This window comes from Microvirga yunnanensis (genome assembly GCF_025460875.1).
Window position 1 is genome coordinate 9,824 of the sequence record NZ_JAMXFI010000025.1, and the last position, 20,156, is coordinate 29,979.

The 20,156-nt window shown below is 63.9% G+C and carries 16 protein-coding genes; 11 read left to right on the forward strand and 5 right to left on the reverse strand.

Features of this window, described 5'->3' with window-relative positions; all coding sequences use genetic code 11:
* Positions 1–25: 25 nt before the first annotated feature.
* Positions 26–5,875, forward strand: coding sequence for a HAMP domain-containing protein (locus NF876_RS14495; protein WP_262269497.1), 5,850 nt, complete (start codon positions 26–28; stop codon positions 5,873–5,875).
* The gene (locus NF876_RS14500) at positions 5,872–7,980 is read left to right on the forward strand and encodes a response regulator (RefSeq protein WP_262269498.1); all 2,109 of its coding nucleotides are present in this window, start codon (positions 5,872–5,874) and stop codon (positions 7,978–7,980) included. The genes NF876_RS14495 and NF876_RS14500 overlap by 4 nt, the downstream gene beginning before the upstream one ends.
* Before the next feature lie 481 nt (positions 7,981–8,461).
* Here NF876_RS14500 and NF876_RS14505 read toward each other — a convergent pair whose 3' ends face one another.
* Positions 8,462–9,226 carry an SDR family oxidoreductase gene (locus NF876_RS14505; RefSeq protein ID WP_262269499.1) on the reverse strand — a complete coding sequence of 255 codons (765 nt, stop codon included), beginning with the start codon at positions 9,224–9,226 and terminating at the stop codon, positions 8,462–8,464.
* A gap of 407 nt (positions 9,227–9,633) precedes the next feature.
* On the opposite strand from NF876_RS14505, the gene denD reads away from it, so the two are divergent.
* The gene (gene denD, locus NF876_RS14510; protein ID WP_262269500.1) at positions 9,634–10,614 is read left to right on the forward strand and encodes a D-erythronate dehydrogenase; all 981 of its coding nucleotides are present in this window, start codon (positions 9,634–9,636) and stop codon (positions 10,612–10,614) included.
* 45 nt (positions 10,615–10,659) lie between these two features.
* Here denD and NF876_RS14515 read toward each other — a convergent pair whose 3' ends face one another.
* Together NF876_RS14515 and NF876_RS14520 are read right to left on the reverse strand one after the other, a co-directional pair.
* Complete coding sequence (locus tag NF876_RS14515) at positions 10,660–10,986, reverse strand: hypothetical protein (protein ID WP_262269501.1); 327 nt, start codon at positions 10,984–10,986, stop codon at positions 10,660–10,662.
* Between the two features lie 362 nt (positions 10,987–11,348).
* On the reverse strand, positions 11,349–11,576 hold the full coding sequence (locus tag NF876_RS14520) for a hypothetical protein (protein ID WP_262269502.1): 228 nt from the start codon (positions 11,574–11,576) through the stop codon (positions 11,349–11,351).
* Positions 11,577–11,818: 242 nt separating this feature from the next.
* Here NF876_RS14520 and NF876_RS14525 point away from each other — a divergent pair, with 242 nt between their 5' ends.
* The 7 genes from NF876_RS14525 to NF876_RS14555 all read left to right on the forward strand — a co-directional run bounded on the left by NF876_RS14525 (position 11,819) and on the right by NF876_RS14555 (position 18,564).
* The gene (locus NF876_RS14525) at positions 11,819–12,235 is read left to right on the forward strand and encodes a protoglobin domain-containing protein (protein ID WP_262269503.1); all 417 of its coding nucleotides are present in this window, start codon (positions 11,819–11,821) and stop codon (positions 12,233–12,235) included.
* Between the two features lie 300 nt (positions 12,236–12,535).
* Positions 12,536–14,500, forward strand: a complete 1,965-nt coding sequence (locus NF876_RS14530) for a recombinase family protein (protein WP_262269504.1) — start codon at positions 12,536–12,538, stop codon at positions 14,498–14,500.
* Positions 14,451–15,116, forward strand: a complete 666-nt coding sequence (locus NF876_RS14535; protein ID WP_262269505.1) for a methyl-accepting chemotaxis protein — start codon at positions 14,451–14,453, stop codon at positions 15,114–15,116. The genes NF876_RS14530 and NF876_RS14535 overlap by 50 nt, the downstream gene beginning before the upstream one ends.
* A 269-nt stretch (positions 15,117–15,385) precedes the next feature.
* The gene (locus NF876_RS14540; RefSeq protein WP_262269506.1) at positions 15,386–15,598 is read left to right on the forward strand and encodes a hypothetical protein; all 213 of its coding nucleotides are present in this window, start codon (positions 15,386–15,388) and stop codon (positions 15,596–15,598) included.
* 175 nt (positions 15,599–15,773) lie between these two features.
* Positions 15,774–16,754, forward strand: a complete 981-nt coding sequence (locus NF876_RS14545; RefSeq protein ID WP_262269507.1) for a S1C family serine protease — start codon at positions 15,774–15,776, stop codon at positions 16,752–16,754.
* Between the two features lie 103 nt (positions 16,755–16,857).
* Positions 16,858–17,694 (forward strand): aldo/keto reductase, encoded by an 837-nt coding sequence (locus NF876_RS14550; RefSeq protein WP_262269508.1) that lies wholly within the window; start codon positions 16,858–16,860, stop codon positions 17,692–17,694.
* A gap of 30 nt (positions 17,695–17,724) precedes the next feature.
* Positions 17,725–18,564, forward strand: a complete 840-nt coding sequence (locus NF876_RS14555) for an inositol monophosphatase family protein (RefSeq protein ID WP_373696665.1) — start codon at positions 17,725–17,727, stop codon at positions 18,562–18,564.
* Here the strand turns inward: NF876_RS14555 and NF876_RS14560 are convergent.
* A complete protein-coding gene (locus NF876_RS14560) occupies positions 18,468–19,046 on the reverse strand; it encodes a helix-turn-helix transcriptional regulator (RefSeq protein ID WP_315975041.1) in 579 nt (192 codons plus the stop codon). The two genes, NF876_RS14555 and NF876_RS14560, sit on opposite strands and share 97 nt — an antisense overlap.
* On the opposite strand from NF876_RS14560, the gene NF876_RS14565 reads away from it, so the two are divergent.
* On the forward strand, positions 19,011–19,244 hold the full coding sequence (locus NF876_RS14565) for a hypothetical protein (protein ID WP_262269510.1): 234 nt from the start codon (positions 19,011–19,013) through the stop codon (positions 19,242–19,244). The genes NF876_RS14560 and NF876_RS14565 overlap by 36 nt on opposite strands.
* 261 nt (positions 19,245–19,505) lie before the next feature.
* On the opposite strand, the gene NF876_RS14570 is transcribed toward NF876_RS14565, so the two are convergent.
* Positions 19,506–20,111 carry a hypothetical protein gene (locus NF876_RS14570; protein ID WP_262269511.1) on the reverse strand — a complete coding sequence of 202 codons (606 nt, stop codon included), beginning with the start codon at positions 20,109–20,111 and terminating at the stop codon, positions 19,506–19,508.
* Between the last annotated feature and the right edge of the window lie 45 nt (positions 20,112–20,156).

The window sequence follows — 20,156 nt, forward strand, 5'->3', positions numbered from 1 at the left end:
CTGGAACAGCGTAACGGGGGGCCTTATGTCACAAGTCGAAACCACCACTTCGCAGCTTGATCCCAGGCTGCTGCTCAAAACCTTGCGCGCCTTCAGGAAAGGCGATTTCTCGGCCCGTCTGCCGTCCGACCTGACCGGCGTCGACGGCGAGATCGCCGAGGCCTTCAACGACATCGCGGACCTGAACCACGGCCTCGCCCAGGAACTGGAGCGGGTTGCCAAGGTCGTCGGCAAGGAGGGACGGATCGAGGAGCGCGGGCGGCTGGTGGGGGCGACCGGCTGCTGGAGCGAATGCGTCGATTCCGTCAACGCCATGATCGGCGACATCGTCCAGCCGACCGTCGAGGTGGCGCGGGTCATCGGGGCAGTGGCGAAGGGCGACCTGAGCCAGACGATCGACCTGGCGACGGACGGACGTCCGCTCCGGGGCGAGTTCCTGCGCATCGGCAAGGTGGTCAACACCATGGTGGGGCAGCTCGGCAGCTTCGCCTCCGAGGTGACCCGCGTGGCCCGCGAGGTGGGATCGGAAGGCAAGCTCGGCGGCCAGGCGAAGGTGAAGGGCGTGGCCGGCACCTGGAAGGACCTGACCGAGAACGTCAACCTCATGGCGGCGAACCTCACCGGCCAGGTCCGCAACATCGCCGAGGTGACCACGGCGGTCGCGAACGGCGACCTGTCCAAGAAGATTACCGTCGACGTGAAGGGCGAGATCCTGGAGCTGAAGGACACCATCAACACCATGGTGGACCAGCTCAATTCGTTCGCCTCGGAAGTGACGCGCGTCGCCAAGGAGGTGGGCTCCGAGGGCAAGCTCGGCGGCCAAGCGCAGGTGCGCGGGGTCGGCGGCGTGTGGAAGGACCTGACCGACAACGTCAACATGATGGCGGCCAACCTGACCGGCCAGGTCCGTAACATCGCGGAGGTCACCACGGCCGTTGCCCGGGGCGATCTGTCCAAGAAGATCACCGTGGACGTGAAGGGCGAGATTCTGGCGCTCAAATCGACCATCAACACCATGGTGGACCAGCTCAATTCATTCGCTTCGGAAGTGACGCGCGTCGCCAAGGAGGTGGGCTCCGAGGGCAAGCTCGGCGGCCAAGCCCAAGTCGAGGGCGTCGGCGGCGTCTGGCGCGATCTCACCGAGAACGTCAACATGATGGGCTCGAACCTCACCGCGCAGGTCCGCAACATCGCGGACGTGACGACCGCAGTGGCGAACGGCGACCTGTCGAAAAAGATTACGGTGGAAGTCCGGGGCGAGATCCTGGAGCTCAAGAACACCATCAACACCATGGTGGACCAGCTGAACTCCTTCGCGTCGGAAGTGACCCGCGTGGCCAAGGAGGTGGGCTCCGAAGGTAAGCTCGGCGGCCAGGCCCAGGTGCGCGGCGTGGCGGGCACCTGGAAGGACCTGACCGACAACGTGAACCTCATGGCGGCCAACCTCACCGGCCAGGTCCGTAACATCGCGGAAGTCACCACGGCGGTGGCAAACGGCGACTTGTCCAAGAAGATCACCGTGGAGGTCAGGGGCGAGATCCTCGAGCTGAAGTCGACCATCAACACCATGGTGGACCAGCTCAATTCCTTCGCCGGGGAAGTGACGCGCGTCGCCAAGGAGGTGGGCTCCGAGGGCAAGCTCGGCGGCCAGGCCCGCGTGGAAGGCGTGGCCGGTACCTGGAAGGACCTGACCGACAACGTGAACCTGATGGCGGCCAACCTCACCGGCCAGGTCCGTAACATCGCGGAAGTCACCACGGCGGTGGCGAACGGCGACCTGTCCAAGAAGATCACCGTCGATGTGCGTGGCGAGATCCTTGAGCTGAAGTCCACCATCAACACCATGGTGGACCAGCTCAACTCCTTCGCCGGCGAGGTGACCCGCGTGGCCCGCGAGGTGGGTACGGAAGGCAAGCTCGGCGGCCAGGCGCAGGTGCGCGGGGTCGGCGGCGTGTGGAAGGACCTCACCGACAACGTCAACATGATGGCGGCGAACCTCACCGGCCAGGTGCGCAACATCGCGGAAGTCACCACGGCGGTGGCGAACGGCGACCTGTCCAAGAAGATCACCGTCGCGGTCGAGGGCGAGATCCTCGAGCTGAAGTCCACCATCAACACCATGGTGGACCAGCTCAACTCCTTCGCCGGCGAGGTGACCCGCGTGGCCCGCGAGGTGGGCACGGAAGGCAAGCTCGGCGGCCAGGCGCAGGTGCGCGGGGTCGGCGGCGTGTGGAAGGACCTGACCGACAACGTCAACATGATGGCGGCGAACCTTACCGGCCAGGTGCGTAACATCGCGGAAGTCACGACAGCCGTCGCCAACGGCGACCTGTCCAAGAAGATCACGGTCGATGTGCGCGGCGAGATCTTGGAACTGAAGTCGACCATCAACACCATGGTGGACCAGCTCAATTCCTTCGCCTCGGAGGTGACCCGCGTGGCCCGCGAGGTCGGCATCGAGGGCAAGCTCGGCGGCCAGGCCCAGGTGCGCGGCGTTGCCGGAACCTGGAAGGACCTGACCGACAACGTGAACATGATGGCGAACAACCTCACCGGCCAGGTGCGCGGCATCGCCAGCGTGGTGACGGCGGTCGCCGAAGGTGATCTGAAGCGAAAGTTGACGGTGGATGCCAAGGGCGAAATCGCCGCGCTCGCCGAGACCATCAACGAGATGATCGACACGCTCGCCACCTTCGCCGATCAGGTGACGAACGTGGCCCGTGAAGTGGGCGTGGAAGGCAAGCTCGGCGGACAGGCGAGGGTGCCGGGCGCGGCCGGCCTGTGGCGCGATCTCACGGACAACGTGAACCAGCTCGCGGCCAACCTGACCACCCAGGTGCGCGCGATCGCGGACGTGGCGACGGCCGTGACCAAGGGCGATCTGACCCGGTCGATTTCGGTGGAAGCCTCGGGCGAGCTCGCCTCGCTCAAGGACAACGTCAACGAGATGATCCGCAACCTGCGCGACACGACGCTCAAGAATGCGGAGCAGGACTGGCTCAAGACCAACCTCGCCAAGTTCACCCGCATGCTGCAGGGCGAGCGCGATCTCACCACCGTGTCCAACATGATCCTGTCGGAGATCGCCCCGCTCGTGAACGCGCAGCAGGGCGTGTTCTATACGGTCGGGAACGACGGCAGCGAGCCCATCCTGGAGATGGTCGCCTCCTATGCGTTCACGGAGAGGAAGCACCTCAACAACCGGTTCCGTCTCCGCGAAGGTCTGGTCGGACAGGTTGCCTACGAGCGGAAGCGGATCCTGCTCACGAACGTGCCGGGCGATTACATCACCATCAGCTCGGCCCTGGGCGAAGCGCCGCCGCTCAACATCATCGTGCTGCCGGTGCTGTTCGAGCAGGAGGTGAAGGCGGTCATCGAGCTCGCCTCGTTCAGCCGGTTCTCCGAGACGCACCAGTCCTTCCTCGAGCAGCTTACGGAATCGATCGGCATCGTTCTCAACACCATCGCGGCCAACATGCGGACAGAGGGCCTGCTGAAGCAGTCGCAGCTCCTGACCACCGAGCTGCAAAGCCAGCAGGAAGAGTTGCGGAACACCAACGACCGCCTGGAGCAGCAGGCGGCAACCCTGCGCCAGTCGGAAGAACTCCTGCGGCAGCAGCAGGAAGCGCTTCAGAAGACCAACGAGGAGCTCGAGGACAAGGCACGGCTGCTCGAGCTTCAGAAGCGGGAGGTCGAGACCAAGAACCAGGAGGTGTCCGTCGCCAAGACGGCCCTGGAGGAGAAGGCCGAGCAGCTTTCGCTGACCTCGCGCTACAAGTCGCAGTTCCTGGCCAACATGAGCCACGAGCTGCGGACGCCGCTGAACTCGCTTCTGATCCTGTCGAAGCTCCTGACCGAGAACTCGGACGGCAACCTGACCGACAAGCAGAGGGAGTTCGCGAAGACGATCCACGCGGCGGGATCGGATCTTCTCTCGCTCATCAACGACATCCTGGACCTGTCGAAGATCGAGTCGGGCACCGTCAGCCTGGAGGTGTCGAGCGTCGCCTTCAAGGACCTGGTCGACAACATGGAGCGCACCTTCCGCCAGGTGGCGGAGGAAAGAAGGCTCGACTTCCACGTGGAGGTCGATCCCAAGCTGCCGCCGGCCATCCGGACGGATTCGAAGCGGCTGCAGCAGGTGCTGCGGAACCTCCTGTCGAACGCCTTCAAGTTCACGGAGCGCGGAGGCGTGACCCTTCAGATCGGATCGGCCGAGGGATCGCCCCTGCGGGCGGGCAGCCAGTGGATCGCCATGTCGGTGACTGATACCGGCATCGGCATCCCGGAGGAAAAGCAGCGCATCATCTTCGAGGCCTTCCAGCAGGCGGACGGCACGACGAGCCGGAAATACGGCGGAACCGGGCTGGGTCTCTCGATCAGCCGCGAAATCGCCCGCCTGCTCGGCGGCGAGATCGTGGTGTCGAGCACGCCGGGAAGCGGCTCGACCTTCACGCTCTTCGTCCCGGTCGAGCCCCCGGCCAGCCACGGACTTGCCGGCAGCGAATCCACCGCCAGGCCCAATGGAAATGGGAGCGGGCCATACGTCGCCTCAGACGAGTCGGCCGGATCGATGATCCGCCAGCCGTCGGCCGCGATGGCGCTTTCGGCCTCGCTCGACGACCGGCACGCGATCACCAGCGGTGATCGGGTGGTGCTCATCGTCGAGGACGATGCGATGTTCGCCTCGGTCCTGCTGGAGCTCGCCCGCGAGGAGGGCTTCAGGGGACTGATCGCCATGGACGGCGCATCGGCCCTTGCCCTCGCGCACCGCTACAAGCCGCACGCGATCACCCTCGATATCGGACTTCCCGACATGGACGGCTGGGCGCTCCTCGATCTGCTCAAGCACGATCCGCGCACCCGGCATGTGCCGATCCATGTGATCTCGGTGGATGATCAGAAGAAGCGCGGCCTCAAGGCCGGCGCCTTCGGGTTCCTGGAGAAGCCCGTCGACCGGGAGGCTCTCATGGGGGCGCTCAACCGCACCAAGGAGTTCATCGACCGGCCCGTGAAGAAGCTGCTGCTCGTCGAGGACGACGACAATCAGCGCATGAGCCTGTCCGAACTCATGAGGAGCGAACAGGTCGACGTCACCGCGGTGGGAACGGCCGAGAGCGCTCTGGAAGTGATCCAGTCGCGGCAGTTCGATTGTGCGGTCGTCGATTTGGGTCTTCCCGACCTTCCCGGCGCGGAGCTGATCGAGCGCATGCGCAAGACGAAGGGAGGCGAAGAGCTGCCGATCGTCATCTATACCGGGCAGGACCTGACGAAGTCCGAGGAACGTCGCCTGCAGAGCATCGCCGCCACGCTCATCGTCAAGGGCGAGGGCTCGTCCGAGCGCCTGCTCAACGACACGGCTCTCTTCCTGCACCGGGCGATCAGCGGGATTCCGGAAGAGAAGCACATCATCGTCGAGCGGCGCGGCGACGGTTCCCTCAACGGCCGGAAGGTGCTGATCATCGACGATGACATGCGCAACATCTTCTCCCTGACGAGCGCCCTCGAGCAGCATGGAATCTCGGTCGTCTTCGCCGAGAACGGACTGGAGGGCATCGAGAAGCTCCAGGCGAATCCGGACGTCGACGTGGCTCTCGTCGATATCATGATGCCCGAGATGGACGGCTACGAGACCATGCGGGCGATCCGGAACATCTCGCGCTACCGTGACCTTCCTCTTGTCGCCGTGACGGCAAAGGCCATGATGGGCGATCGCGAGAAATGCCTCGAGGCGGGTGCGACCGACTACGTATCGAAACCTGTCGATGTGGATCAGCTTCTGGCCGTCTTGCGCGTTCAGCTCAGCCGGAGCACATATATCCCGGATGGGACGATGGTTCCCAATGGTGCGGCAGAGACCGGGCTGAACTCATGACGGACGACGTAAGGCGAGGGGAGACGGGTCCGAATCCGGATGAATTTCATCTCATATCGGCCCGTCCCCTGTCGGACCCGATTCCGGCCAAGATCCTGGTCGTCGACGACGACCCCCGCAACCTCATCGCGGTCCAGGAAGTGCTCCGCTCTCCGGGCGTGGAGATCATCACGGCCGATTCGGGTGAGGGAGCCCTGAGGCATGTGCTGAAGGATGACTTCGCCGTCATCCTTCTCGACATTCAGATGCCGCGTCTCGACGGATACGAGGTTGCGAGCCTGATCAGGAACCGGCCGCGTTCATCGCGGGTGCCGATCCTGTTCCTGACGGCCTTCAACAAGGACGACATGCACGTCTTCAAGGGATACTCGGCAGGGGCTGTCGACTATGTCTTCAAACCCATCGAGCCCCTGATCCTGAAGTCCAAGGTCGATATCTTCGTCGATCTTTATCGCAAGACCGAGGAGATCCGCCGGCAGGCCGAGCAGGAGCGCCGCCTGCTGATGGACAACCTTCATGTCCGCAGCGAAAAGCTGAAGGCGGAGCAGGCCTTGCGCCGGCGCGAGGAGCATCAGTCGATCGTCCTGCAATCCCTGCCGATCGCGCTCTATACGGCGTCCGTCGACGAGGATCACCGGCGTCTCCATTTCACCAACGAGAGCATCGAGCGCATCACCGGATTCGGACCGGCGGCCTTCCTCGAGCGGCCCGACTTCTGGTCCTCCCGGATCAACCCGGACGATCAGGAGCGGGTCCTGCTTCAGCTGAAGCGCCTCGGGGAAGAAGGGTCCGTCAACCTCGAATACCGGTGGCGGTGCGCCGACGGCGTCGAACGCTACTTTCTCGATCAGACGGTGCTCATGCGGGATGAGGACGGGCGTCCGCGCGAGTTCTTCGGCATGTGGTTCGACATCACCGAAAGCAAGCAGATGGAGCAGAACCTGCTTCACGCCAGCAAGCTCGAGGCCGTCGGCCGCCTCACCGGCGGGATCGCGCACGACTTCAACAACATGCTGAGCGTCGTGATCGGCAATCTCGACCTGCTGAAGAAATCCATCCAGGGGAACGAGAAGGCCGAGCGCCGGGTGCGCATGGCCCTGGAGAGCGCCCAGCATTGTGCGGACCTCACGTACAGGCTCCTGACCTTCTCCCGGCGTCAGGCGCTGCAGGTCTCGACGATCGACGTCACGAGTCTGATGCCGAGCCTTCTGGAGCTGATGCGCCGAACCCTGGGCGAACATATCAATGCAAGCTTCCGGTCGGGCGACGGCATATGGCCTATCCAGGTCGACCGTGCTCAATTCGAGGCAGCCCTGCTGAACCTCGCGGTCAATGCCCGCGACGCCATGCCCGACGGCGGCGATCTGACGATCAGCGTCGAAAACCAGGTGGTCGAGGAGGGCAGATCCACATCCGGCGGCGAGTTCGTCGTGATTTCCGTGAGCGATACGGGCATCGGCATGCCACCCGAGGTGCTCGAGAAGGTCTTCGAGCCGTTCTTCACCACCAAGGAGAGCGGCAAGGGCACCGGCCTGGGCCTGAGCATGGTCTATGGTTTCGTGCAGCAGTGCCACGGCCATGTGGAAATCGACAGCACGCCGAACGCCGGTACGACGATCCGTCTCTTCCTTCCTCGTTCCCATGAGGCTGCGGAAAGCGGGCCTGATCATCAAGCAGGCGTGGCTCATCCCTTCGGGGACGGGCGCACGGTGCTCGTGGTCGAGGACAACCCGGCGGTTCGCCAGGTGGCGCAGTCCACCCTCCATGCTCTCGGCTTCAAGGTGCTCGAAGCCGAGACCGGCGACGAGGCCGCCCGGCTCCTGAAGACGCAGAAGGACATCAATCTCGTCCTCTCCGACGTTCGGATGCCAGGAGAACTCAGCGGCATCGACCTCGCGCGGCTCATTCAGCGGGAGCAGCCTGAGATCCAGGTTCTCCTGACCACAGGCTACTTCGATGGCGAGGACAAGCTCGAGGATCTCAATCTTCTCTACAAGCCCTATCGGGCGACGGACCTCGCGGAGAAGATCCAGTCTCTGATGAAGACGCCGCAGAGCGTCGAGTTGGAGAACACGGCGATCCACCAAGCCGCGGCCGTCGCTTAGCTCGGTTTCCAGACGGTCGGTGGAGAGGTGTCGGCGGAGAAGATCGTGCCATCGCGGCCGGCGCTTGCCGGCTCTCATTCGGGCCGAGTGATCTGCAGAGATCCCGGGAATGCACTCACGCCTCGGCGCTGAGGCTGTCCCGCCCTCCGCGCCAAGCCGTATAGAAGTCGCCGGTCCGATCGAGAACGAAGACGGTGGGACGGTTCGATATGGCCGACCAGCAAGCCGATTCGACCGCGAATTTCAGGGCTTTCGCGCGGAAATGAAAGGATCCAAGATCCCGACCAAACTGAGAAACGGTCCAGCGATTATGTTTGAATGCAACGCAGTACGCTCCGTGGGGCATGAAGCACCTCCCAAGTAGCTTTCCAAGTAGCTTTCCGGCAAATCACAGGTGACGTTGCTAACCATCCTGCACCGAGATGGCAACCGCCAATGGCGATCTACGGCTCAAACGTTAACGGCGGGTTTCGGAGCCCGTTCAGAGGGAGGCCGTCACGCCCCCATCCACATAGAGGATCTGCCCATTGACGAAGTTGGAGGCGTCCGACGCCAGGAACACGGCCGCTCCGACGAGGTCCTCCAGTTCTCCCCAGCGTCGGGAGGGCGTGCGGGCAATCAGCCACTCGGAGAAGGCTTTGTCCTCGACCAGGGCCTGATTGAGCTCCGTCTTGAAATAGCCCGGCCCGATGCCGTTGACCTGGATCCCGTGCTTGCCCCAATCGATCGCCATCCCCTTCGTCAGCATCTTGACGGCGCCTTTCGTCGCCGCGTAGGGGGCGATCGACGGCCGGCCGAGTTCGCTCTGCACCGAGCAGATGTTGATGATTTTCCCCCGGCCGCGCGGAATCATCCGCCTGGCAACCGCCTGGCTCACGTAGAAGACGCTGTCGACATTCGTCGTCATCAATTGGTGCCAGGCTTCCTCCGGGTAGTCCTCGAGCGGCCCGCGACGCTGCATGCCCGCATTGTTGATCAGGATGTCGATGGGTCCGATGCCGGCTTCGATGTCGTCGACGGCTGCGATCACGGCGGAACGGTCCGTCACATCGAAAACCGTCTCGAACACCGATGCGCCCTGGTCCCGAAGCGTCTTTGCCGCATCGGCGACTTTCTCCGGCCGGCGCCCATTCAGAACGACCTGCGCTCCCGCTCGCCCGAGCCCGCTCGCGAGTGCGCGGCCGATCCCGGCGCTCGATCCGGTCACCAGGGCGATACGACCTGAGAGATCGAAGAGATTCTCCATGTTCCTCATCATCGCGGGCCCTCGCTTGAACCGGCACGTTCGTCAGAGAATGCGACCTGGATCGACGGCGTTCAACGGATCAGCGCCCGCCTCGACTTCGCCATCGGCCGGGTTCGAATTCTTCATACCGCACGCATAAAGGCCCGAACGCGACCGTCAATCAAGCCGTCGCGTGCATGCCGGGAAGCCCGGACGCGGCATGGCCAGCAGGGCCGGTGGACCGGCGCCCGTTCGTGCCGCCGTCCACGCACGCGGTACTGGACAAGGTTCGGCAAAAATGACCTATTCTGTCTGAACGAACCAGCGGCGCTGAGCGAACTCGAACCCGAAGCGGCGGCGCCAGCCAACATCCCCGACCTGGAAGTCCCTCGTGGCCGCCGGGCATGACCTGAAAGGATTGCTGATCGATGCGGATCCTCATTCTTGGAGCGGCCGGCATGGTCGGCCGCAAGCTTACGGAACGCCTGGTGAAGGACGGTCGGCTGGGGGGAGAGGCGATCACTCATCTCGACCTCCACGACGTGGTCGAGCCCGAGCGTCCTGATGCTCCCTTCGCGGTCGAGACGATGACGTCGGATTTCTCCATGCCGGGAGAGGCGGAGAAGCTCGTCGCCGGCCGCCCCGATGTGATCTTTCATCTGGCGGCCATCGTGTCCGGCGAGGCCGAGGCCGATTTCGATAAGGGCTACCGGATCAATCTGGACGGCACCCGGTACCTGTTCGATGCGGTGCGGGTCGTCGGGGGCGGGTACAAACCGCGGCTCGTCTTCACATCGTCCATTGCGGTCTTCGGCGCTCCCTTCCCGGATGCGATCGGGGACGAGTTCTTCCTGACGCCGCTCACGAGCTACGGCGCGCAGAAGGCAATCGGTGAATTGCTGCTGGCCGATTACACCCGACGCGGGTTCTTCGACGGCGTCGGAATCCGGCTCCCCACGATCTGCGTGCGCCCCGGCAAGCCGAACAAGGCCGCTTCAGGTTTCTTCTCGGGCATCATCCGTGAGCCGCTCAACGGTCAGGAGGCGGTCCTGCCGGTCTCGACAGATGTCCGGCATGCCCATGCCTCGCCCCGATCGGCCGTTAATTTCCTCATCCATGCGGCGAGCATGGACACGTCGAAGATCGGCCCTCGCCGCAGCCTGACCATGCCGAGCGTGTCGGTGACCGTGGGCGAGCAGATCGATGCGCTCCGGCGCGTCGCGGGGGATCAGGCCGTCGCCAGGATCCGTCACGAACCCGATCCCGCCGTCATCCGGATCGTCGAAGGTTGGCCCCGCCGCTTCGATGCCCGCCGCGCCGAGTCCCTCGGTTTCCGCGCCGAATCCAGTTTCGACGAGATCATCTCCATCTACATCGAGGATGAGCTTGGGGGCGTCATTCCGAGGTGAGCGGCAGTCCCGCGCGACCCGGTTGGCCGGTCCTCGCGACCGGCCTCAGCCCCTCGGGGGCTGCGGGAAGAACCATTGCCGGAAGGATGCCCATTTCTGGATCGCCCAGAGGGTGAAGCGACCGACCGGCTTCTGCAGGAAGGGGATGTCGTAGGCGATCAGGAGCAGGCCCAGAGGGAGCATCCAGAGGCCGAGAATCGGCAGAATCGAGAAGATCCCCCCCAGGATGAGCAGGATCCCTGCGGGAATCCTCACCCAGCGCGAGTCCGGATGACGGAGGCTGCGAAGAATGCGAGCGATCTTGCCCGGCACCTCCTGCTCCAGCCGCCTGAACGCCCGCCTCAGAACGGCTCTTCCGCTTTCATGTTCCATGCTCTTCGACATATCCATCGGCGAGAGGAGTTCCAAGACGCACCGGCACGATGGCCAGGCTCTTCCTCGAGTTCAGCTCTTCTGAGCCATGGACCTTGAACGCGACCTGAATCGGCGCCTGCCGTCAGGCGGGACGGGGATGCAAGGAACTCCGCTCGCCGCGAATGCACTCAAGCGCACCGTGCGAAAAAGTGGACCCGGTTTTTCGCGTCGAGCGGTGCGCCAGCCAAGAGGGGAGCACCGTGCGAAAAAGCGGGCCCGGTTTTTGGCGTCGAGCGGTGCGCCCCTCAAAGGGCTGAGCATCAGACCCAAAAGTGGGTCCACTTTTCGCTGACGCGGCCCTCTGGGTCACGTCCGATGCTCTAGAACTCAAGCCCCGAGAGTGCGTCGGCGACCGCCCGCGTGCCCTGTTCCCGAGCCCTCATGAGCCTGAGAGCCCGCTCTTTCTGCTCGAGTCGGTAGAGATATGGGTCGAATTCGAGCGGAAGCGCAGAATCGCCGAGGTAACGCGGCTTTTCCGTCCTCTCATAATAGTCGGCTCTCAGCATCTGACCGAGATGTTCCTGCACCGCATGGGGAAGCGGCGGCACATTGTGCCTCGCCGGAAGCATCCGCGAACCGGAATGGGAGGAACCCGAATGGTTTGCAATGTTATCAAGCATCTCAAAGCCCCGCAGAACCGCTAAGGTTAACGCTCGGTTCACGGAATGGTTTCAGCCCGGACAGGCACAAACTGACGCAGCTTGCGGGCCGATGCCGGAGCGAGGGATCAGCTTCGGCCAAGCATGGCGCTCTAGAGATTTCGCCGATTGTCGAATCTTGGGGAAGTCCGGTGCAAAATGACTCATCGCTCGCAGAGCGGCTCGCGTTCATGGGCATCGATGGAGGGGTATGTCAGGATCTCCCCTCCATCTGGAAGGACATCTCGTCCGAACTGCCTCGGATCCTCGAACTGTTCTATGCCCATATGCATCGGCAGCCGCACCTGTCCACGATGATCGGAACCCAGCAATCCCGGCTGGTGTCCGCTCAAATGCAGCACTGGAGCAGGCTATTCAGCGGCAGGTTCGACGCAGCCTATGTCGAGGGGATCCGGCGCATCGGGCTCATTCACAACAAGATCGGCCTTGAGCCTCGGTGGTACATCGGCGGCTATGCCTTCATCATGAACGAGCTGGTGAGGGCGTTGGCGAAAAAGCACCGCTTCAACGGAACAGCGCTCGCGCGCAAGCTGACCGTGGCGTGTTAGACAATGGTGCAAAGTTTGCGATCAGCTTTGTCTATACAGTCGCTCGCGAGGCTCTCCGGCGTCATACGACAGGTCCTGCGTTAAATCCCTCAACGGCTCTGGACAACCCAGACCGATGACGGACGAGGACCGCCATGGCCAAGCTTTGCAAGCGGCGCCGCCGGCTGCGCCTTGAGGTCGGCTTCGAGGTCAGACGGGGCAGTCGGGACGTCTTGGGACGCGCCTATGAACGCCTCGTGCCCCTGTGCAGCTGTTCGCTGCCATCCCAGGCACAGGCCACCCTTTCCGAGGGAGCATGCGATGAGAACTCCGCACCTGAGAACCGTTTCGGCATCGCAGACCCTGCAGGTTGCTCTCTACGCCCGAGTCTCCACCGACCAGCAGGCGGAGCATCACACCATCGACAGCCAGTTGACGGAATTGACCGCGCGAGCAGAGCAGGACGGCCATCGCATCCGGGATGACCTGCAGTTCATCGACAACGGCCACAGCGGTGCCAGCCTGATCCGTCCCGCTCTGGAGCGTCTGCGCGACCTCGTGGCGCTATCGGCCATCGATCTCGTCTACATCCATGCCCCGGATCGCCTCGCCCGCAGCTATGCGCATCAGGTTCTGTTGATCGAGGAGTTCACCCAAGCCGGCACGCAGGTGATCTTTCTCAATCACCTGATCGGGACCACGCCCGAGGACAGCCTGCTGCTGCAGTTGCAGGGCATGTTCGCCGAGTACGAAAGAGCCAAGGTGCTGGAGCGCAGCCGGCGCGGCAAGCGCCACCGCGCCCAAACCGGGGCCGTCAGCGTTCTGTCCCGCGCGCCCTTCGGCTACCGCTACATCACGCGTGAGGCAGGCGGGGGAGACGCACGCTACGAGATCGATGAGGAGGCCGCCCGGATCGTGCGCCAGATCTTTATCTGGGTCGGGCACGAACGCTCGACGCTAGCCGGGGTCTGCCGGCGCCTGCACGACAGCGGACTTCCAAGCCCGACTGGGCGGCGACACTGGAGCCGGGCGATGATCCATAGCATGCTGCTCAACCCTGCCTATGCGGGACAGGCGCTTTATGGTCGGCGCCAGAGTGTGCCGTGGCGGCCGCCGCTGCATCCGCCACGCGGCCACGATGGCCTGCCGCGACGGCCATGGCGGCAAGTGCTCGCCCCGGCTGAGCGGCACATCAGCATCGCGGTGCCAGCGATTGTCGACGAAGACCTCTTCGCGAGTGTCGCCGAGCAGCTGGAGGCCAGCCGCAAGCGCAATCGCGAGCGGCTTGCGGGCGTCCAGTATCTGCTGCGCGGCCTGCTGGTCTGCCAGAAGTGCGGCTATGGGTTCACCGGCCATCACCATCGCGGGCATTGGCGCTACTATCGCTGTTGCGGCACGGACCGGAGCCGCTTCCACGGTGCGTTCCGGTGCGATGCCCGGCTGGTCGCCACGGAGTTGCTCGACGAGGCGGTGTGGACCGAAGTCTGCCGGCTGCTCGACGATCCGGCACAGGTTATCGCAGAGTATCAGCGGCGCCTGGACGCCATGCAGGCCACGCCGCATCGGCTCGAACTCGATGCCCTCGACCGTCAATTGGCTAAGGCCCACCGCGCGCTCGAGCGGCTGATCGACAGCTACACGGAGGGCTTGATTGAGAAGCCTGAATTCGAGCCGCGCCTGGCTGCGTTGCGGCGCCGGACAGCTCGGCTGGAAGCTGAAGCCAAGGCTCACCAGGAGGCCGATGAGCAAGTCCGCTCGCTGCACCTTGTCATTGGTAAGCTGGACCTGTTTGCCGCTATGGTGCGCGAGCGGCTCGGGGCTGCGGATTGGGCGACCAAGCGCGACATTATCTGTATCCTCGTCAAGCGCATCGAGGTGGGCGATGATGTTGTTCGGGTGATCTTCCGGGTGGATCCCGGCGTCTCAGGTTCACCTGAGACAGGCCGAACTTTGCACCATTGTCCAACACGTCGTGGTGAACCAAGCGGTCATGCTGGACATGGATTTCGCGATCTCCGTGTATCAGGATGCCTTCGTCCAGGATCGCCAGAAGAAAGGCGAGGTTCTGTCGCAGGCCGTCGCCGCCTTTTCGGACGCCGTGCAGGAGAGCCTCCATATCTCGGGCCAGGCGAGCGGCGCTCTGTCCGAGAGCGCGACGGTTCTCGACGAGGCAACCGGAAGTGCCAGCAGCCTCGCCGTTCAGGTCACGACGGCGGCCGAGCAGACGGCGTCGAACATGCAGTCGGGAGCCGCCGCAACGGAGCAGCTGGCATCGTCCGTGCGTGAGATCGGGCAGCAGGCGAGCCGGTCGGCCGACGTCGCGCGCCATGCTCTGCAGAGCTCGCAGCGGACGAAGGAGACAGTCAACGGCTTGGCCGAGCAGGCAAGACAGATCGGGGATGTGGTCGACCTGATCGAGCGCATCGCGGCTCAGACCAATCTGCTTGCCCTGAACGCCACGATCGAGGCGGCCCGCGCGGGAGAGATGGGCAAGGGCTTCGCGGTCGTCGCGCAGGAGGTCAAGACCCTCGCCAACCAAACCGCCAAGGCGACCACGGAGATCGGCTCCCGCATCGGGGCGATCCAGGAGGCGACGCAGCGCAGCGTATCCGACATCGACGACATCGGCCGCATCATGGAGGAACTGAGCGGTATCGCTACGGCCATCGCGGCCGCGGTCGAGGAACAGGCCGCGGTCACATCGGACATTGCCGTGAACGTCAGCCAGACCACCGATCACACGCATGCGGTCGTTCGCAGCATCGAAGCTCTGACCGGATCGACGGCATCCGCGGCAGCGGCGGCGCAGCACGTCTCGAGCGCGAAGCAGACCCTGGATCAGCAGCTTCGCCGCCTGAGGCAGGATATCGACCTGTTCCTGGCGACGGCGAGGGCCGCCTGAGCAGGGGTGTGATGCCGAGCAGGACGGATCGGACCGTCTTCGTTCGACAAGGCGGACACTGAGAGCGCGCCTGAAGAAGCGGATCGGATCCGACGGCGAAGCCTTTGCCCTGCCCATAGCGGACGATCTGCCGATGCGCATTTGCGGCGGAATCGTGTCTTTTCGGGTACAGACACGAGTCCGCAAATCAGACACCTTGCCGACAGTTGCAGCCGAAAGTGCGTTTCGGTGCAGTTGACGGAGCCGTCAGGGCTTCTGTGGGGGCACAGGTGGATCAGACAGACCAAGAAATCGAGCAGATCGCTCGGGCATTCTTCGTCGCTCGGCATGAGACCGGGGTTTGGGAAACTGCGTCGCGGGTTCTCAAGCACGAGTTTCGTCTTTATGCCCGGCATGCACTGCGCACTCTCGACAAGAAGCAGGAGCAGATCTGGGTCGAAGCCCGGACCGTGGCTGTGGTGGAAACCCGCGAAGCGGCGTAACGCACTCCCTCTGCCTTCATCGCGTCGGGCTCGTCCCGAGGCTGCCCATCGTTGCCGGATCCGCTGGCCGAGGTCCGGTTTTTGTGCGTCAAAAGGGGGAGGCCTGTTGAAGGCGCCGCGTTTCCTGCCATTTTGAAGGGTGCAGGCTCTCTGCAGGGAGCCTGAGGAGCTGTTCATGCAGTCACCCGACGAATGGGAAATCCCTCCTGAGTACCAGCCCGATCCGCGAACCCTCGACTATGATCTCAAGAACGCCCTGGCCGCCGTAGTTTCCCTTAGGGCACGGGTGCCCGACGACGCCTTCACGGCGGAAACGCTTGGGACGGAACGGGCCGGGCAGGGCGTCGTCATCCGGGATGACGGCTTGGTCGTCACCATCGGGTACCTGATTGCCGAGGCGGAGGAAGTCTGGCTCACCACCAACAAGGGTCGCGTCGTTCAGGCACATGTGCTCGCTTACGACTACGAGAGCGGCTTCGGACTGGTGCAGGCGCTCGAGCCTCTGGGAGTGCCGGTCCTGACGCTCGGAGACTCCCGGCGTTTGCAGCCCGGTGACCAGGTCGTCGTGGGAGGCAGCGGAGGCCAGAGCCATTCGCTTGCCGCACAGGTCGTCGCGTGTCAGGAGTTTGCCGGTTACTGGGAATATCTGATCGATCCGGCCATCTTCACCGCGCCGGCCCACCCCAATTGGGGCGGAACGGCGTTGATCGGTCCACGGGGAGACCTGATCGGCATCGGGTCCCTGCAACTCCAGCATCAGGCTTCCGGCGGCACCGTGGTTCCTCTGAACATGAGCGTGCCCATCGATCTCCTGAAGCCAATTCTGGACGAGCTTCTGACTCATGGTCGGACCGGGCACCAGCCAAGGCCCTGGCTCGGATTCTATGTCGCCGAGGCGGAGGACGATCAGATCATGATCATAGGCCTCGCCGGGGATGCGCCCGCACAGCGGGCCGGCCTGCGGGCCGGAGACCAGATCCATGCGGTTGCAGGCCAGCCGGTGACATCGCTGGCCGAGTTCTATCGCGCCATCTGGGCTCTTGGCGCTGCCGGCGTCGACGTTCCCCTGACCCTCGAGCGGGAAGGAGACAGGTTCGATGTGACGATACGATCCGCCGACCGAAGCCGCTTCATGAAGGGACCCCGTTTGCAGTAGCCGTCAAAGGGTCGACGCACGTGCCGAGGCACTGCGGACGACATTGTTTTCCGCTACGGCTCGTGCGGTCCCGATTATCAACAACCGACGAGGAGGTTGCGACATGAGCCTCAATGCAACCCTGCCAGGCGGCGGGACGGTTCCGGCTCTCGGGCAGGGAACGTGGCATATGGCCGAGAATGCGGGCCGACGGAGGGAGGAGGTCGAAGCGCTCCGCCTCGGCGTCGAACTCGGCATGACCCTGATCGACACCGCCGAAATGTACGGCGAAGGAGCCGCGGAGGAACTCGTGGCCGAGGCCCTTGCCGACCAGCGTGATCGCCTCTTCCTGGTGAGCAAGGTCTATCCCCACAATGCGAGCCGACAGGGCGTCGTCGAGGCGTGCGAGCGGAGTCTCAAGCGTCTGCGGACGGACCGGCTGGATCTCTACCTCCTGCATTGGCGTGGGGGTGTGCCGCTGGAGGAGACCGTGGCCGGATTCGAGGAGCTCCGGCGCTCCGGCAAGATTCGCCATTGGGGCGTCAGCAATTTCGATGTGGATGACATGGAGGAACTGCTTCAGGCACCGGGAGGCGAGACCTGCGCGACCAACCAGGTGCTCTACAACGTCACGCGGCGTGGACCGGAATTCGACCTCCTTCCGTGGATGGCCAAGCGCCGCATGCCGCTCATGGCCTACAGTCCGGTCGAGCAGGGCAGGCTCCCTCGCGGGGGCGCTTTGCAGGCGATCGGGCAATCTTACGGCGCAAGCCCGTTCCAGATCGCCTTGGCCTGGCTTCTGCAAAAGCCGAACGTGATCGCGGTCCCCAAGGCGTCCCGTGCCGATCATGTGCGGGACAATCATCGAGCGCTTGAGATCCGGCTCAGTCCGGAGGATCTTGAAGCCATCGACGCAGAATTTCCTCCGCCCCGGCGCAAGCGCCCACTCGAGATGATCTGACAGGTTGCCGAGAAACAAGAGGGAGACCGGATGCCCATGACCTTCACCCGAGCCGATGCACTCGACGTCGCGCACATCCTCAGGACGACGGCTCAGGCCGAGATCCTGCCGCGGTTCCGAAACCTGTCGGCTGATTCCATCCGGACCAAATCCTCCCAGCTCGACCTCGTGACGGATGCCGACGAGGCCGCCGAGCGCGTCATCGAAGCCGAGCTCCTGCGCCGCTTCCCGGGAGCTCTGGTCATCGGCGAGGAGGGAGTGAGCCGCGACGCGAGCCTGCTCGATGGTCTCGGCAACGCCGACCTCGCGTTCATTCTCGATCCCGTCGACGGCACCTTGAATTTCGCCTCCGGCCTGCCGCTCTTCGGCGTGATGGCGGCGGCGGTCATGAAAGGCGAGATTGTCGGTGGCGTGATCCTCGATCCGATCTCTGACGACTGGTCCATGGCGGTTCGCGGCGAAGGAGCGTGGATTCAGCGCCCGGACGGCAGCAGCAGCCCGCTTCAGGTTGCCGCGCCAGTGCCCTTGTCACAGATGGCGGGCAACGTCTCGTGGCGTTATCTGCCCGAAGACCTTCGCCCCACGGTAACGGGGAGCCTGCCGAAGGTCGCGATGGCGGCCGATCTCCGGTGTGCGGCCCACACCTACCGCCAGATTGCGGCCGGCTACCTTCACTTCTCGTTCTCGTCCAGCGTGATGCCGTGGGATCATGCGGCCGGATGGCTGATCCATCGCGAGGCCGGCGGCTACACGGCGCATTTCGACGGTTCGCCTTACCGCCCCGTGACTCGCAGCGGCGGTCTCATCAGCGCGCCGGACAGGGAGAGCTGGCAGGCCATCCGCGACGCGCTCCTTCCGCCTCGGGCCTGATCCCTCTTGAGATGGTTGTAGACGGTCGCATTGCGTCCGCCGAACGCTCCATCGCCGGCCGGATCCGCGACGAGCTGCTGCTTCTGTGCGCGGCTCATCTCGGTGACGGCGAGACCGCGTGCGCGGGTCCATGACTGGATATACTCGTTGATCCGGTCATGCCAGTCCTCCTTGAACAGGGAGGCGGGCTTCCCGGGCGATTGCGGCACGGCGACGAGCGCATTCAGCGTCTGCATGACCGCATGAAAGTGCGAGACGTCCACATTGATGCACAGGATACCGATGGACTTGCCGTTCGTGCGCAGGACGGCACTGACGGATTTGATGCGGCGGCCGTCCCAGTTCACTTTCTCATAAGGCCCGATGATGATGTCGGACGGCTTGAAATCGATCTCGTGCAGAAGCGACGGCTCGCCGAGCTCCCGCTTGGAAAACGGATTGGAGAGATGCACCACGGTCTCGGTCACGAGATCGTGGAGCACGACGTCCGCGTAGGGCTGGAAGAGCAGGGCGAGGTTAAGGCCGATATCGTCGTGACGGACAGCAGGCGCCAGGCCGGATCGCGGGGCGAGCTGGGACGGGCATACGATCCCGATGCCGTCCTGAGCAGAGTGCTCGAAATCGGCGAGATCGTCATGGGCACGGCGCAGGGACGCGCGATGCTAAAGCATCGGACGTGAAAAGTGGACTTGCACTTTTGGGATCCATCCGATGCTTTCTTCTCGAATGAGAGCATCGGTCAGAACGGACCCAGCGGGCCGCGCCAGCGACCCGAAGGGCCACGCTAGTGAAAACCGGATCCACTTTTCGCTGACGCGGCCCTCTGGGTCCGTCCGATGCTCTAGATCAGATTACGGTTTCGACATTCTCCGGACTGGCCGTTCAGGACATCGTGATGGCGTCGGCCGTTCTGCGGCAGCGATAGAGGCTGCGAGGGGCGATCAGCCGGCCAGCCCGATGCGATCGATCAGGGCGTCGATCTCGACGATCTTCCTGAGCCGGCGCTTGCATTGCCCGTCGAGGTACCAGGCTCTTCCGATACTCAGTCCCAGAAAGGGCAGGGCCCAGAGAAGCCCGACCGCGTTGAGGAGAACCAGCGCGAGGAACGCGACTGAGAGAATCCAGACCTCGATCCGCCCGAAGCCTTCCGTCAACTCGTTCTTCATGAGCAAGTGCTGCCGCTCGATCAGAAGCTGACCTCTCGCGTGGTCGAGCCTGGCCCTTTGCGCCATCGAGGGAAGGGTGCTGCGAAGGGTTTCGAGAGAGCCCTTGATCTGCGTCAGGTGCGGGTCTCGTTCCGCCGTTTCAGGCTCACGTTCGGCTGCCACTAAGGCTGCGGCGATGCGCCGATAGAAGGCCACGAGTGCAGGCGGGTGATTATCCTGCTCGGTCTTGATCCCGTCATGAGGAAGTCGGTCCGTGATCCGAGTGCGGACGAGGGAGGTGAGCGAGGCGGCCTTGTCGTTCCTGGCCGTGCGCCGGAATGCGTTCGCGACGTGTTCGGCGATGGCGGTTTCTACGGCAGCCCCGACCCTGTCCGTCGACATCAACAGCTTCCTTCACGTCTGCGCCCGGGACATGGATGCGCCGTG

Bases quoted from the DNA above. Each gene is read 5' to 3' on its own strand.
- NF876_RS14565 (WP_262269510.1), top strand. From the start codon at position 19,011: ATGCACCACGGTCTCGGTCACGAGATCGTGGAGCACGACGTCCGCGTA.
- NF876_RS14570 (WP_262269511.1), bottom strand. From the start codon at position 20,111: ATGTCGACGGACAGGGTCGGGGCTGCCGTAGAAACCGCCATCGCCGAA.
- NF876_RS14535 (WP_262269505.1), top strand. From the start codon at position 14,451: ATGCAGTCGGGAGCCGCCGCAACGGAGCAGCTGGCATCGTCCGTGCGT.
- NF876_RS14545 (WP_262269507.1), top strand. From the start codon at position 15,774: ATGCAGTCACCCGACGAATGGGAAATCCCTCCTGAGTACCAGCCCGAT.
- NF876_RS14530 (WP_262269504.1), top strand. From the start codon at position 12,536: ATGAGAACTCCGCACCTGAGAACCGTTTCGGCATCGCAGACCCTGCAG.
- denD (WP_262269500.1), top strand. From the start codon at position 9,634: ATGCGGATCCTCATTCTTGGAGCGGCCGGCATGGTCGGCCGCAAGCTT.
- NF876_RS14495 (WP_262269497.1), top strand. From the start codon at position 26: ATGTCACAAGTCGAAACCACCACTTCGCAGCTTGATCCCAGGCTGCTG.
- NF876_RS14515 (WP_262269501.1), bottom strand. From the start codon at position 10,986: ATGGAACATGAAAGCGGAAGAGCCGTTCTGAGGCGGGCGTTCAGGCGG.
- NF876_RS14500 (WP_262269498.1), top strand. From the start codon at position 5,872: ATGACGGACGACGTAAGGCGAGGGGAGACGGGTCCGAATCCGGATGAA.
- NF876_RS14550 (WP_262269508.1), top strand. From the start codon at position 16,858: ATGAGCCTCAATGCAACCCTGCCAGGCGGCGGGACGGTTCCGGCTCTC.
- NF876_RS14505 (WP_262269499.1), bottom strand. From the start codon at position 9,226: ATGGAGAATCTCTTCGATCTCTCAGGTCGTATCGCCCTGGTGACCGGA.
- NF876_RS14555 (WP_373696665.1), top strand. From the start codon at position 17,725: ATGCCCATGACCTTCACCCGAGCCGATGCACTCGACGTCGCGCACATC.